General features: G+C 59.1%; 11 protein-coding genes, 1 tRNA gene and 3 pseudogenes. 13 read left to right on the forward strand and 2 right to left on the reverse strand.

Going from position 1 to position 14432, the window contains the following annotated elements; genetic code table 11:
* Positions 1-185: 185 nt before the first annotated feature.
* From BM403_RS16655 to BM403_RS16675, 5 genes are all read left to right on the forward strand, one after another.
* Entirely contained in the window at positions 186-1127 is a 942-nt protein-coding gene (locus BM403_RS16655) for an oxygen-dependent tRNA uridine(34) hydroxylase TrhO (RefSeq protein ID WP_093543785.1), read from the forward strand.
* Positions 1128-1163: 36 nt separating this feature from the next.
* The gene (locus tag BM403_RS16660; RefSeq protein WP_175538081.1) at positions 1164-1766 is read left to right on the forward strand and encodes a DsbA family protein; all 603 of its coding nucleotides are present in this window, start codon (positions 1164-1166) and stop codon (positions 1764-1766) included.
* Positions 1759-3561 (forward strand): ABC transporter ATP-binding protein, encoded by a 1803-nt coding sequence (locus BM403_RS16665; protein ID WP_093543787.1) that lies wholly within the window; start codon positions 1759-1761, stop codon positions 3559-3561. The genes BM403_RS16660 and BM403_RS16665 overlap by 8 nt, the downstream gene beginning before the upstream one ends.
* 71 nt (positions 3562-3632) lie before the next feature.
* Complete coding sequence (locus tag BM403_RS16670; RefSeq protein ID WP_093543789.1) at positions 3633-6095, forward strand: EAL domain-containing protein; 2463 nt, start codon at positions 3633-3635, stop codon at positions 6093-6095.
* Positions 6096-6174: 79 nt separating this feature from the next.
* Complete coding sequence (locus tag BM403_RS16675; RefSeq protein WP_252120936.1) at positions 6175-6942, forward strand: iron-containing redox enzyme family protein; 768 nt, start codon at positions 6175-6177, stop codon at positions 6940-6942.
* 57 nt (positions 6943-6999) lie between these two features.
* On the opposite strand, the gene BM403_RS16680 is transcribed toward BM403_RS16675, so the two are convergent.
* Together BM403_RS16680 and lldD are read right to left on the reverse strand one after the other, a co-directional pair.
* Positions 7000-7926, reverse strand: coding sequence for a GGDEF domain-containing protein (locus BM403_RS16680; protein WP_043205693.1), 927 nt, complete (start codon positions 7924-7926; stop codon positions 7000-7002).
* Between the two features lie 302 nt (positions 7927-8228).
* Positions 8229-9371 carry an FMN-dependent L-lactate dehydrogenase LldD gene (gene lldD, locus BM403_RS16685; RefSeq protein ID WP_043205692.1) on the reverse strand — a complete coding sequence of 381 codons (1143 nt, stop codon included), beginning with the start codon at positions 9369-9371 and terminating at the stop codon, positions 8229-8231.
* 100 nt (positions 9372-9471) lie between these two features.
* Between lldD and BM403_RS16690 the strand changes: the two genes are divergently transcribed.
* From BM403_RS16690 to BM403_RS16720, 8 genes and pseudogenes are all read left to right on the forward strand, one after another.
* Complete coding sequence (locus BM403_RS16690; RefSeq protein ID WP_015885074.1) at positions 9472-10368, forward strand: LysR family transcriptional regulator; 897 nt, start codon at positions 9472-9474, stop codon at positions 10366-10368.
* 60 nt (positions 10369-10428) lie between these two features.
* A tRNA-Asn gene (locus tag BM403_RS16695) sits at positions 10429-10504 on the forward strand.
* A 121-nt stretch (positions 10505-10625) separates the two neighbouring features.
* Positions 10626-10835 (forward strand): annotated as a pseudogene (locus BM403_RS32535) (ParA family protein); the annotation flags it as partial.
* On the forward strand, positions 10836-11081 hold the full coding sequence (locus BM403_RS32540; RefSeq protein ID WP_342342586.1) for a DnaB-like helicase C-terminal domain-containing protein: 246 nt from the start codon (positions 10836-10838) through the stop codon (positions 11079-11081). It abuts the pseudogene before it with no gap.
* Between the two features lie 1277 nt (positions 11082-12358).
* Positions 12359-12481: pseudogene (locus BM403_RS32545) on the forward strand (HAMP domain-containing protein); the annotation flags it as partial.
* A 327-nt stretch (positions 12482-12808) separates the two neighbouring features.
* Positions 12809-13345: pseudogene (locus BM403_RS32550) on the forward strand (methyl-accepting chemotaxis protein); the annotation flags it as partial.
* Positions 13346-13367: 22 nt separating this feature from the next.
* Entirely contained in the window at positions 13368-13763 is a 396-nt protein-coding gene (locus tag BM403_RS16715; protein WP_046036080.1) for a site-specific integrase, read from the forward strand.
* A gap of 262 nt (positions 13764-14025) precedes the next feature.
* A partial coding sequence (locus BM403_RS16720; RefSeq protein ID WP_305883463.1) for a POTRA domain-containing protein occupies positions 14026-14432 on the forward strand: 407 nt, incomplete at its 3' end.

Raw genomic sequence — 14432 nt, forward strand, 5'->3', positions numbered from 1 at the left:
CTCTGGCGCATGGGCTTGTTGGGGCTGCTTCGCCGCCCAGTGGGAGCAAGCCCCCTCGCCACAGTAAAGAGGCGGTCCATAAACGTCGCCAATTTTGTTAGAATCCGCAACGCGCCGCTTAGCCGGCGCGTTTTTTTTGCATCCGGTTCACCCCTTACGAGGGTAGCCACCTGGAGAGAACACCCATGACTCAACCGATCGTCGTGGCGGCACTGTATAAGTTCGTCACTCTCGAAGATTACGTCGCCCTGCGCGAGCCACTGTTGCAGGCGATGGTCGACAACGGCATCAAAGGCACCTTGCTGATCGCCGAAGAAGGCATCAACGGCACCGTTTCCGGCAGCCGTGAAGGCATTGATGGCCTGATGGCCTGGCTGAAGACCGACCCCCGCATGGTCGACATCGACCATAAAGAATCCTACTGCGACGACCAGCCGTTCTACCGCACCAAGGTCAAGCTCAAGAAAGAGATCGTGACCCTGGGCGTCGAGGGCGTCGACCCGAACAAGAAAGTTGGCACCTACGTCGAGCCGCAGGACTGGAACGCGCTGATCAGCGACCCGGAAGTGCTGTTGATCGACACCCGTAACGACTATGAAGTGTCCATCGGCACGTTTGAGGGCGCGATCGACCCGAAAACCACCAGCTTTCGCGAATTTCCCGATTACATCAAAGCCAACTTCGACCCCGCCAAGCATAAGAAAGTCGCCATGTTCTGCACAGGTGGCATTCGCTGTGAGAAGGCCTCGAGCTACATGCTCAGCGAAGGCTTCGATGAGGTTTATCATCTCAAGGGCGGCATCCTGAAGTACCTCGAAGAGGTGCCCCAGGCGGAAACCAAGTGGCAGGGCGACTGCTTTGTTTTCGATAATCGCGTGACCGTACGCCACGACCTGAGCGAAGGCGACTACGATCAATGTCATGCTTGCCGCACACCGGTGAGCGTTGAAGACCGCGCCTCCGAGCACTACGTGGCTGGCATCAGTTGCCCGCATTGCTGGGATAAGCTGCCGGAGAAAACCCGTCGCAGCGCGATCGACCGGCAAAAGCAGATCGAGCTGGCCAAGGCCCGCAACATGCCGCACCCGATTGGTTTCAACTACAAGCAAACCCCTTCCGAGGCCTGAGCCATGTCCGCGCGCCTGCTCTACGTAATGGACCCGATGTGTTCCTGGTGCTGGGGCTTTGCCCCGGTGGCCGAGGCGTTGGTGGAGCAGGCCCAGGCGGCCGGCGTGGAACTGCACCTGGTGGTGGGCGGCTTGCGCACCGGCAGCGGTGCGGCGCTGGAGCCAACCACTCGGCGCTACATCCTGGAGCACTGGCAGGCGGTCACCGAGGCCACCGGCCAGCCGTTCAAGCGTGAAGGCGCGTTGCCCGATGGTTTTGTCTACGACACCGAGCCGGCGTGCCGCGCCATCGTCACCGCCCGCAGCCTGGCGCCGGACTGTGCCTGGACGCTGCTGGGGCTGATCCAGCGCGCATTTTATGTCGAGGGTCGCGACGTGACCTTGGCCAGTGTGTTGGTGGAGTTGGCCGAGCAAGCGGGCATCCCGCGTATCGAGTTTGCGGGCGCCTTCGACCGTGCCGAGCAACACGCCGCCACCGCTGCCGACTTTACGTGGGTGCAGGATCTGGGCATCGCCGGTTTCCCGACGCTGCTGGCCGAGCGCAATGGCCAGTTGGCCCTGCTGACCAATGGTTACCAGCCGTTGTCCGACCTGTCGCCGTTATTGGGCCGATGGCTGGAGCGGGCAACCTGTGCATGAACGCCCTCAACGCACCGATCGCCTGACCTGGGCAGAAATTCGCCGGCTGGCCCTGCGCCACAAGAAATCCCTGTGGATCGCCAACGGCGTTGCCGTGCTGGCGACCCTGTGCAGCGTTCCTATCCCTTTACTGTTGCCGTTATTGGTGGACGAAGTGCTGCTGGGCCACGGCGATGCGGCCCTGAACGTGATGAACCACGCGCTGCCTCTGGGTTGGCAGAAGGCGGCCGGCTATATCGGCCTGATGCTGCTGGTGACCCTGTTGCTGCGCTGCGGTGCGCTGGTATTCAACGTGGTGCAGGCGCGGCTGTTTGCGCGGCTGGCCAAGGACATCGTGTACCGCATCCGCGTGCGCCTGATCGAACGGCTCAAGCGTATTTCCCTGGGCGAATATGAAAGCCTGGGCAGCGGCACGGTCACCACGCACCTGGTCACCGACCTGGACACCCTGGATAAATTCGTCGGTGAAACCCTCAGCCGCTTTCTGGTGGCGATGCTGACGCTGGTGGGCACCTCGGCCATTCTGGTGTGGATGCATTGGCAGCTGGCCTTGCTGATCCTGCTGTTCAACCCGCTGGTGATCTACGCCACGGTGCAGTTGGGCAAGCGCGTCAAATACCTTAAGAAGCTGGAGAACGACAGCACCTCGCGCTTTACCCAGGCGCTGACCGAAACCCTGGACGCCATTCAGGAAGTGCGCGCCGGCAACCGCCAGGGTTTCTTCCTCGGGCGCCTCGGCCAGCGTGCCCAGGAGGTGCGTGACTACGCGATCCATTCCCAGTGGAAAACCGACGCTTCCAGCCGCGCCAGCGGTTTGCTGTTCCAGTTTGGTATCGACATCTTCCGCGCCGCCGCGATGCTCACGGTGCTGTTCTCCGACCTGTCCATTGGCCAGATGCTCGCGGTGTTCAGTTACCTGTGGTTCATGATCGGCCCGGTGGAACAGCTGCTGAACCTGCAATACGCCTACTACGCGGCGGGCGGGGCGCTGACGCGGATCAACGAACTGCTGGCGCGTGCCGATGAGCCGCAGTACGCCGGGGGCCAAGACCCGTTTGCCGGGCGTGAAACCGTGGGCATCGAGGTGCGCGGCCTCAGTTTCGGCTATGGCGAAGACCGGGTGCTCGACCAGTTGAACCTGGCCATCGCGCCCGGTGAAAAGGTGGCGATCGTCGGCGCCAGCGGTGGCGGCAAAAGCACCCTGGTGCAGCTGCTGCTCGGGCTCTACACGCCCCAGGCCGGGACGATCCGATTTGGCGGCGCCACCCAGCAGGAAATTGGCCTGGAGACCATTCGCGAGCACGTCGCTGTGGTGCTGCAACACCCGGCGCTGTTCAACGACACCGTGCGCGCCAACCTGACCATGGGCCGCGAGCGCAGTGACCAAGCCTGCTGGCAGGCACTGGAAATTGCGCAGTTGGAGGCTACCGTCAAGGCATTGCCGATGGGCCTGGACAGCGTGGTGGGGCGTTCCGGAGTGCGGTTTTCCGGCGGGCAGCGTCAGCGCCTGGCGATTGCGCGCATGGTGTTGGCCGAGCCGAAAGTGGTGATCCTCGACGAAGCGACTTCCGCCTTGGACGCCGCCACCGAGTACAACCTGCACCAGGCGCTCGCGCGCTTCCTCAGCGGGCGTACTACACTGATTATTGCCCACCGCCTGTCGGCGGTTAAGCAGGCCGATCGAGTATTAGTCTTCGACGGCGGTCACATTGCTGAAGATGGTGATCATCAACAGTTGATTGCCGACGGCGGCCTGTACGCCAAACTCTATGGACACCTGCAACAAGTGCGTTGATTTAGCCTAGGCTGAGCTATCAGAAGCGGATTTTCGCGTGCGTATCCAGCAGTGCATGTGCAAGGGACTTCATGAAGCAAAAGCGGACTCTCGGAACGCCAAGGCTGTTGGGCATTGTCTGGCCCTTTATAGCCGTCGTACTGTTCCAGGCATTGTTAGGCTGCGTCAGTCTTTACGTGCTTTCGGCAGTACGTGGCTATGTGGCCGGCGAAAGCCTGTGGTCCAAGGGTCAGAAAGACGCCATCTATTACCTGACGCTGTACGCCGATAACCGCGACGAAACCACTTACCTCAAGTACCAGCACGCCATTGCCGTGCCTCAGGGCGGGCATGAACTGCGCATTGCCCTGGACCGTCCCACGCCCGACCTGAGCGCTGCACGACTGGGCATTCTCAAAGGCGGCAACCACCCGGATGACGTTTCCAGCCTGATCTGGTTGTACCTCAATTTTCGCCATTTCAGCTACCTGGAAAAAGCCATCGAGCTGTGGACCGTCGGCGATGGCTACCTGGTGCAATTGGATGAACTGGCGCGTGAGATGCACAGCTCGATCACTCGCGACCAGGTCAGCGCCAACGATGTGCAGCAATGGAAGGCGCATATCATCGCCATCAACGAAGGCGTGACGCCCGCAGCCAAGGCCTTTAGTGATGCGTTGGGCGAAGGCTCGCGGATGATCCTGGGGTTGCTGCTGATCACCAACCTGGCCACGGCGCTCGGCCTGATTGTGCTGGCGTTGTTGCGTACGCATAAGTTACTGGCTCAGCGCCACGCCTTTGCCGATGCCCTGCAACAGGAGAAGGAGCGGGCGCAGATCACCCTGGAGTCGATTGGCGATGGGGTGATCACGACCGACGTCGACGGCGCCATCAGCTATATGAACCCGGCGGCCGAGGCGCTGACCCACTGGAATTCGGCCCAGGCGCAAGGGTTACCCCTGGCAGCGCTGTTCAACTTGCTGGATGACAATGCCCAGCCCGACGGCTTTACCCTGATCGAACATATCGTTAAGGGCCAATTGAGCGGCGGCAGTGAGCATTCGAAAACCATCCAACGCCTGGATGGCAGTACGGTGTCGGTGACCCTGGTGGGCGCGCCGATCCGCAGCGGGGGTAAAGTCACCGGGGCGGTGCTGGTGTTGCATGATATGACCCAGGAGCGTCAATACATTGCCAACCTGTCCTGGCAGGCGACTCACGACGCCCTGACTGGCCTGGCCAACCGTCGTGAATTCGAGTTCCGCCTGGAACAGGTGCTGCACCCTGCCGCTCAGCAGTACGGCGGGCGACATGCCTTGATGTTTCTTGACCTGGACCAGTTCAAGCTGGTCAACGACACCTGTGGCCACGCGGCGGGTGATGAGCTGCTGCGGCATATCTGCGCGCTGCTGCAATCGGACCTGCGCGAAGGCGACACCCTGGCGCGCCTGGGCGGGGATGAATTCGGCATCCTGCTGGAGAATTGCCCGGCGGCGGTGGCGGAGAAAATCGCCGAGAGCCTGCGCCATACCGTGCAAAGCCTGCACTTTGTGTGGAAGGGCCGGCCGTTCATGACCACCGTCAGCATCGGCCTGGTGCACTTGGGGCACACCCCGACCACCCTGGAAACCTCACTGCGCGCCGCCGACATGGCGTGCTACATGGCCAAGGAAAAGGGCCGCAACCGTGTGCAGGTGTACCACGCCGACGACTCGGAACTGTCGCTGCGCTTTGGCGAAATGGCCTGGGTGCAGCGTCTGCACATGGCCCTGGAAGAGAACCGGTTCTGCCTGTATGCCCAGGAAATCTCACCCCTGGGGCAGACCGACGGTGGTGATGGGCATATCGAGATCCTGCTGCGCCTGCACGACGAAGCCGGGCGCATCATCTTGCCCGACAGCTTTATCCCGGCCGCCGAGCGCTACGGTCTGATGACATCCCTGGACCGTTGGGTGGTGGAGAATGTGTTCAAGATCATCGCCCGTTGCCTGCACGAGCGTCCAGGTCGCCCTATGGCCATGTGTGCGATCAATCTGTCAGGCATAACTATTGGTGATGATGACTTTCTCGGATTTTTGCGTGAGAAATTTCATACTTACGCAATTCCGCCCGGCATGATCTGTTTTGAAATAACCGAAACCAGCGCTATTGCAAACTTGGGCAGTGCGATCCGCTTTATTAATGAACTCAAAGCCTTAGGCTGTCAGTTCTCGTTGGATGACTTTTGTGCCGGAATGTCCTCATTCGCCTATCTCAAACATTTACCTGTAGACTTCCTGAAGATCGATGGAAGTTTCGTAAAGGATATGCTGGACGACCCGATTAACCGCGCGATGGTCGAAGTGATCAACCACATCGGCCACGTCATGGGTAAGCGCACAATTGCAGAGTTTGTCGAGACACCGCAAATCGAACAGGCGTTACTCGAAATTGGTGTGGATTACGCTCAGGGCTACCTGATTGAACGACCGCAATTGTTTACCTTTGATAGCTTGCAGTGTCGACCTGTGCGGCCGCAGCCTCTGTTATTCAAGGCGCCCGGCACATTCCGCTGAAACATTTGCTGGTCTGTACAATCACACTTAAAAAGGAGCCTTAACAGTGATCGACACATTCAACAGAACCGGCCCGCTTATGGAAGCCTCGAGTTACCCCGCCTGGGCTCAGAAACTGATCCTGGACTGTAGCGAGAGCAAGCGTCGAGTTGTCGAACACGAACTGTACCAGCGCATGCGCGATAACACGCTCAGCGCCAAAACCATGCGCCATTACCTGATCGGTGGCTGGCCAGTGGTGGAACAGTTTGCCTTGTACATGGCACAGAACCTCACCAAGACCAAATTTGCCCGCCATCCTGGGGAAGACATGGCGCGCCGCTGGCTGATGCGCAATATTCGCGTGGAACTCAACCACGCCGACTATTGGGTGCACTGGGCCCGTGCCCATGGTGTGAGCCTGGAGGAGTTGCAGGCCCAGAACGTACCGCCGGAGTTGCATGCACTGAGCCATTGGTGCTGGCACACCAGCTCCGCCGATTCGCTGATTGTGGCCATCGCCGCGACCAACTACGCGATCGAAGGGGCGACCGGGGAATGGTCCGCCGTGGTGTGTTCCACCGGCGTCTATGCGGCGGCTTTTCCCGAGGAAGAGCGCAAACGTGCGATGAAGTGGCTGAAAATGCACGCCCAGTACGATGATGCCCACCCGTGGGAAGCGCTGGAAATCATCTGCACCCTGGCCGGCATGAACCCGACCAAGGAACTGCAGGCAGAACTGCGCCAAGCCGTGTGCAAGAGCTACGACTACATGTTCCTGTTCCTGGAAAGCTGCATGCGCCTGGAGAAAGAGAAAGCCCCCGCAGTGATGCGTGAGCGCCAGGCGCGGGTCGCCAGCGAAGCTTGACCTGTGGTGAGGGAGCTTGCTCCCTCGCCAGCATTGAAGTGTCGCGCGTTGGCGGGGTTACCCCGCCATCGCCAGGCGGTTACGGCCTTCGCGCTTGGCCACGTATAACGCGGTGTCGGCTCGGCGCAGCAGGCTTTCGGCAGACTCGGCGGCCAGCAAGGTCGAGCAACCGAGGCTTACCGTCAATTCGATCCGCGTGTCATCCGCCCAGTAGTCTTGGGCCTGTGCCGCCTGGCGCAGGCGCTCCCCGACCATCGCCGCCGCGTCTCGGCCGGTGTTGGACAGCAGGATCAGAAACTCTTCCCCGCCAAACCGGAACACCATGTCCACGTTACGCAACTGGCCCTTGATCGCCGCGGCGACGGCGCGCAATACATTATCGCCCGCAGCGTGGCCATGGGTGTCGTTGATGCGCTTGAAGTGATCGATGTCGATCATCAACAAGGACAGCGGGTTCAGGTGCCGGCGCGCCATGTCGATTTCCCGTTGCAGGGTCTGGTCCATGGCGATGCGGTTGCCGGTCTCGGTCAACGGGTCGCGCAGGGCACTGCGGGTGGCGGCGCGATACAGCAGGGCGTTGCGCATCGGGTAGAGCAGGGGGGCCAGCAGCGATTCGAGCTGGCCGAGTTCCTCTTCCGACAACCGTTGGTTACGCCGAAAGATCAGCTCGCCCAGGTGTTCGCCTTCATGGCTCAGGCTGTAGCTCACCGAATGGTGGCCGCGATGGCCGAATTCCAGGCGCAGGTCGCTGGCTTGATGACGGTATTGCAGGGCGTCCAGGGGTACCAGGCGCTGGATCTCGCGGAAGAACACGCCGAGGATACGCTCCGGCTCCAGGCTGGTTTGCAATTGCTGGCCGAGCTGTTGGCGAAGTTGAGCAAGGGTCGTGGGGCGGCGTGGAAGGAGGGATGGCTGACCAAACCCCAGGCGTTGCAATTTGGCACTGTCGAAGTCAATTGCGTTGGTCTGGGTAGGTGTTTTCATAAGCGATCGGCCTCTAAGCACTAAGCTGTCTTACAGGCTCGATGAGAGTGGCAAGTGCCAAGCGTCTTACTGTTCCTTCAGTTCCGTAAAACATTAGTAACAGTTTAGACCGCTTTGCAGTGGGTTATAACCCCTGGGCACCGCCGCACGTCTTGTCATCGCTTAACCTGCTTGGGATTGGTTAGAGCGATATTCATGCCAATTTGTTTAACATTATTAAATGTTCTTATAAAACAACGACTACTCCCTAATCAGAAAGCAGTCGTTGAATCAGCGCGCCGGTTATTTGGCTGATGTCCGTCTTACTGCCGCTGGCCTACCAGGGTGGTGTGGTCAATCTGCTCAATCGACGTTACACCGGTCAAGGTCATCGCCACGCGCATTTCTTTGGCGAAAATGTCCAGCAGGTTTTCCACGCCGTTTTGGCCATCGGCAGCCAGGGCATAGGCGCTGGCGCGACCCAGCAGGCACGCCTTGGCCCCCAGGGCAAGCATGCGCACCACGTCCAGCCCGGAACGGATGCCGGAGTCCACCAACACCGTGAGGTCATCGCCCACCGCATCGGCAATCGGTGGCAGGGCCTTGGCGGTGGACAGCACGCCGTCCAGTTGGCGGCCGCCATGGTTGGACACCACGATGCCATCGGCGCCGAAACTCACTGCGTCCTTTGCGTCCTGGGGATCGAGGATGCCTTTGATGATCATCGGGCCTTTCCAGAATTCGCGGATCCACTCCAGGTCTTTCCAACTGATCGACGGGTCGAAGTTGTTGGCGAGCCAGCCGATGTAGTCTTCCAGATGCGTGGGTTTGCCCAGGTACTTGGAGATATTGCCCAGGTCGTGCGGGCGGCCCATCAAGCCGACGTCGAAAGCCCACTGCGGCTTGGTCATGGCCTGCAGCATACGTCGCTGCGCGGCGAACGGGCCGGACATGCCCGAGTGCGCATCGCGATAGCGGGCGCCGGGCGTGGGCATGTCCACGGTAAAGACCAGTGTGGTGACCCCCGCGGCTTGTGCGCGCTCCAGCGCGTTGCGCATAAAACCCCGGTCCTTGAGCACATAAAGTTGGAACCAGATCGCCCGCGCGCTTTGTGACGCGACTTCTTCAATCGGGCACACCGACACCGTCGACAGGCAGAACGGAACGCCTTTGTTCGCCGCCGCTTTAGCCGCCTGAACTTCACCACGCCGCGCATACATGCCGGTCAGGCCCACCGGGCTGAGGATCACCGGCATGTCCAGTTCCTGGCCGAACACTGTGGTTTTCAGGCTCAGGTTATCCACGTTGCGCAGGATGCGCTGGCGCAGGCTGATCTCGGCCAGGTCCGAACTGTTCGCACGCATCGTGTGTTCGGCGTAGGCGCCGCCGTCGATGTAGTCGAACAGGAAGCGCGGCAGCTTGCGCTGGGCGGCTGCGCGGTAGTCGGAGGCGGACGAGATGATCATGAACGGTGTCTCCACGAGGCAGGGCGGATCAGGATAGGTAAATTTCTGTCATGATAAAAACAACTTTTATCACTGGTATCCAGTCGCCAAGGGAATACTGATGAACTTGAGAACATTGCGTGCCTTTGTCGAAGTGGTGCGCCAGGGTGGTTTCTCCCAGGCCGCCGAGGTGGTGTCCCTGACCCAATCCACCGTGAGTAAGGCGGTCAAGACCCTGGAAGAGGAATTGGGCACGCCGCTGCTCAATCGTCTTGGCCACCGCAACGAACTCACCGCCGCCGGCGAAATTGCCTACCGCCGTGCCTTGGTGCTGCTCGCCGAGCACAACGATCTGGTGGCCGAGATCAACGACCTGCGTGGCCTCAAGCGTGGCGTGCTACGTATCGGTTTGCCACCGGTTGGCTGCGGTGTGCTGTTCGCGACGATGTTCGCCACCTACCGCAGCCGCTACCCGGACATCGACATCGAACTCACCGAATACGGCAGCAAAAAACTGCGCGAGTGCCTGGAAGCAGGAGAGGTCGACCTGGCGGCCCTGCTGCTGCCGGTCGACGAAGACTTTAACTACCAACCGGTGCGCAATGAACCGCTGATGGCCGTGCTGCCCATCAGCCATCCACTGGCTTCGCACACCCGCATCGACTTCACCGACTTGGCGGACTCGCCGTTCATCTTGTTCGAAGCGGGCTTCGCCCTGAACGCCAAGATCCTCGCCGCCTGCGAGCACAAAGGCGTCACCCCAAAGGTGACCGCCCGCAGCGGGCAGATCGACTTTATCGTCGACCTGGTCGCCGCCGGCCTGGGCGTGGCCTTCCTGCCGCGGATGCTGGCGCACAAACATCAACATGCCGGCATCGCCCTAGTCCCCTTGGACGAACCCCACACCGACTGGCACATCGCCCTGGCCTGGCGCGCCAGCGCCCACCTGCCACCCGCCGCCTTGGCCTGGCTGGAGTTGGCCAAGGAACACGCCGATTCAACCGGCTATCCGGTTTAATGCCACCGAATGCCAGGCAACGCTTGACTTCTCCTTTTTAATCAGTAACATACGGCGCATTCCGCGATAGCTCAGTTGGTAGAGCAAATGACTGTTAATCATTGGGTCCCTGGTTCGAGTCCAGGTCGTGGAGCCAGATAGAGAAAGCCTGCAGAGATGCAGGCTTTTTTTTGCCTTGGATTTCTCCGGGGTGATCAAAGCGCACAGCGTGACCAGCATGAAGCCGTCTCAAATCCTACGATTATGAGGGAAGCTCCATGAAAGTCGCTGCAGTCGTTTCAACCAAAGGCGGGCCGGGTAAGACCACGGTTGGCGCCAATTTAGGTGCGTTCTGCGCCGATGCAGGGATCCGCATCCTGCCCATCGATCTGGATAATCAGCCGTCGCTGTCGTCGTTTTATGCGCTATCGCATGAGGCGCTTGAAAGGATCGACTACCACTTCAATGAGGGCGAGAGCATTACTGGCATTCCCAGTGGTTTGGAGGCGATGCGTCAGATCACAGGCGGCTTTCAAGATGCTGATTTGATCGTCATTGCGGCGCGTCCTTCTATGGGGAAATCCAGTCTGACATTTAGTGTCGTGGATGCAGCGCCTCAACAGAAGCCAACCAACACGGTCCAGATCTATAGACATGTCGATGGGAGACAAACGGCCTCCAGCACAGATCAATCCGGTAGCGACCGCAGCGCTTACCCTACAAGACTCCCTTGAAGCAGTGATGGCTCGGAGACATCACTGCTATCAAAGCGTTCATAAGTTGTACAAAAATAAATATCTGTACAACTTTTCATAAAGTTCTCAATCTCAATGCCGACAGGATGTCTGAAACGTTTAATTACATAAAACGTGATTAGCCGAATGAGCCAGACAGAGCCAGGCATTCGAGAAAATGGAGTGTTCTCAACTACACATCAACTACAAACCGTCCCATTCCGGGCTGTGAGAACTCCATGAACATCCTTGCTCCTGCCGTACACCTGGCTGACCGATTACGCTTCTCCACGAAATTCGGTGTGCTTGCAATCATCGTCCTAATCCCTTTGGTTCTGCTCGGTACGCGCGTGATCCATCAGATCAACGGAAGCCTTGAGGTCATTCGCTCGGAACAAGTAGGCCAGCGCTATCTATTGGACGTAACGCCTGTACTGCGTTTTTCGATGTTGCAACGTGCGCTCACCAACCGCTTGCTCAGCGGGGATAGAGCCGCTCAAGCCGATCTGTCGGCCAACCAGTTGAAGTTGGAGGACGCGTTTTCGAAACTGGCTGCAACCGACCGACAACTCAACACACAGCTGGAAACCGGTGATCGAGTGCAGCGTCTGCACTCTGGGGCGCAGCGTTTGATTGAGCGGGCGAAAGCAGATGCCAATCAGAGTGCCATCTTCGACGACTGGAACGATCAGCTCACCGAGACGTTGAACTTCGTTTACTACGTATCGGCCACGTCGGGCATGGTGCTGGATGAAGATTACGCATCGTTGTTCATGATCGATCAGAGTACCTTGAGGCTGCCACGACAAATCAATATGGTCGGGCAATTGCGCGGGCTGGCCAGCGGGCTACATGACGGGCAAACGTTGAGTGCGGGTGCGCGCAGCGTTATCAAATCGATGCTCAAAAATGAGTTACTCATCCATAAAGAACTTCAGCAAAGCCTGGCACTTTTGCGCCGCAGAGAACCCGCCCTCACCGATAGTATTCAGGCGCCGATCACCAGTGCTTTTGCGAGCCTCGACAGCTTCCGCGCCGACCTCGAAGTATTGATTGGCGCGCCAGGCGACATCATCAGCGGCGTGCAGAACTTGCCGACCAAGGGCAATGCGGTGGTGGCTGAGTTGTACAAAGCTCAAGACACGCTGCAAGACGCACTGTTGAATGCGCTTGAACGCCGAGTTCAGGAAAAAACGTCGGAACGGCTATTCATTCTAGGTATGTTTGTCGTTCTTGGCCTGTTGCTGGTGTATGTGTTCAGCGGCATCTACAGCGCCATGCGTCGCACGATCAACGATGTTTTGATTGCCACCCAACTCATTGCTCAGGGCGACCTGAGCGTGCGAGTTCAAGTGCGCGGCAAAGATGAAATGGCCGACGTGGGCAACGGCCTTAACCATATGGTGCAAGCCTTTGGCTCCTCGCTTGCCCAGGTCGAGCGCAGTTCACAATCGGTCTCCGATGCGGCGGAGCGCATTGGGCTGTCGATTGACCGGGCTAAACGCGCGATGAGCGCCCAGCAAAGCGAAACCGAACAAGTCGCTACGGCTATCAACGAGATGACCACCAGCGTTGCGGACGTGGCGCAAAACACCGAGGGTGCCGCCCACGCCGCTGGGCACGCCAGCCAGTCCTCAAACACCGGCCTGGCGAAGATGCAGGAAACCCGCGTGACTATCGAAGCCTTGGCCGATGAGGTAGAGCGCAGTGCGCAAAAGGTTTCGGCACTCGCGCAACACAGCCAGCAGATTGGCGGCGTTATTGAGGTGATCCGTAACATTGCTGATCAAACCAACCTGCTGGCGTTGAACGCGGCCATTGAGGCGGCCCGCGCCGGTGAGCAGGGTCGAGGATTCGCGGTGGTCGCCGACGAGGTCAGAACTCTGGCCTCGCGCACACAAAACTCAACCGAAGAGATCCGCCGGATTATCCAAGAGCTGCAACTGGCGACAGGCGACGCCGTCGAGCAAATGAAAGCGGGAAAACTGCGCGCGCAGGAATGCATCGAATCCGCTGATCAGGCCTCGACTAGCCTGGATGCAATCAATGACGGCGTTGAGCAAATCGTAGGAATGAACACCCAGATAGCCAGCGCGGCGGTTCAGCAGCACGCCGTCTCGGAGGATATCAATCGCAATGTGACCGAGATTCGTAACGGTAGCGTTGCGCTGATGGAGGGCATAGAGGACAACGCTGTGACTGCGGAGGAGCTCACGCTGCTGGCAGGGGAACTGCGTACTGTCGTTTCGCGTTTCAAGCTGTAACGCGACAAAGGGGGGGCCGAATTTGTTGGCTCCCCCATTTTTTTTGCTGGCTGATGCTGCCGCTTTGCTAAGCCAAATCGCCCCCGACTTCACTATCTTGCTATTGAACGCTAAACAGCGGGGCATCAAGCAAAGCGAGCAGCTCTTCAACGTAAACAAGTTTTCCCAGCGCCACATGCGCAGAACGATGGATATGAGTCAGCTATCACATTTCTACACGGCACTGAGTCGTAAGCTTGGCGTGCACATCAGCCCGCACCGGTTCCGGCATACGATCGCTACCGATTTGATGAAGCAACCCAAGAGCAACCTTCACATCGTCAAGGACCTGTTGGGGCACCGAAGCATCGCCACTACCCTGAAATATGTCCATGTAGATGTTGAGCAGGTGAGGCATGCGCTGGAGGCAATGCGGTAGCGGGCGATTTACGGCCTGGATTGAGAAACTGGCTTGAGAAGAGCCTGCAGCCATGCAGGTTTTTTGATTGGCCTAGCGATTAGAGTGCTTGGCTGGATTTACAAGAGCCCGTCTCAATTTCCTCCATTTACGGCTGAGCGGCGGTCCCAATTTTCCATGTATCGTCCATGGAACAAATTTGTACATTTAATTGACGCCATGATAACGCCACCATATGATCGCCGCCCATTGATGGCACTGGGCCATATAGAGGGATCTACACATGTGGCGTTGCGGACGTCGGACCGGGCTCAGCCTGCTGTCCGTTTTTTTATGCCTGGGCTTAGCCGGGACGGCCCAAGGCGCAACCCCGCAGGACACGCCAGGCGTTACCGACCTGATCCGTGACCGCCAGGATCGCCTGCTCGAAGAGCAACAGCGCCGCCTCGAAGAGCTCAAGGACCTGCCCGGCAAAGCCGCCGCCCCCGCCAAGCCGACAGCGCCCGCCGACATTCGCTGTTTCGCCATCAACACCATTGAACTCAGCGGCGCCGACGCGCTGTCCGAAGGCGAGCGCGCCAGCCTAATCAAGCCCTACATCGGCCAATGTCTTGGCGTGCCGCAGCTCAATGATCTGCTCAAGGTCATCACCGACCACTACCTGGCCAAAGGCCTGGTCACCAGTCGCGC

This window comes from Pseudomonas sp. OV546 (assembly GCF_900116845.1).
Taxonomy (GTDB): Bacteria; Pseudomonadota; Gammaproteobacteria; order Pseudomonadales; family Pseudomonadaceae; genus Aquipseudomonas; species Aquipseudomonas petroselini.

Excerpts from the sequence above, each read along its gene's own strand:
- BM403_RS16655 (WP_093543785.1), top strand. The coding sequence starts at position 186 with ATGACTCAACCGATCGTCGTGGCGGCACTGTATAAGTTCGTCACTCTC.
- BM403_RS16660 (WP_175538081.1), top strand. The coding sequence starts at position 1,164 with ATGTGTTCCTGGTGCTGGGGCTTTGCCCCGGTGGCCGAGGCGTTGGTG.
- BM403_RS16670 (WP_093543789.1), top strand. The coding sequence starts at position 3,633 with ATGAAGCAAAAGCGGACTCTCGGAACGCCAAGGCTGTTGGGCATTGTC.
- BM403_RS16675 (WP_252120936.1), top strand. The coding sequence starts at position 6,175 with ATGGAAGCCTCGAGTTACCCCGCCTGGGCTCAGAAACTGATCCTGGAC.
- BM403_RS16680 (WP_043205693.1), bottom strand. The coding sequence starts at position 7,926 with ATGAAAACACCTACCCAGACCAACGCAATTGACTTCGACAGTGCCAAA.
- lldD (WP_043205692.1), bottom strand. The coding sequence starts at position 9,371 with ATGATCATCTCGTCCGCCTCCGACTACCGCGCAGCCGCCCAGCGCAAG.
- BM403_RS16690 (WP_015885074.1), top strand. The coding sequence starts at position 9,472 with ATGAACTTGAGAACATTGCGTGCCTTTGTCGAAGTGGTGCGCCAGGGT.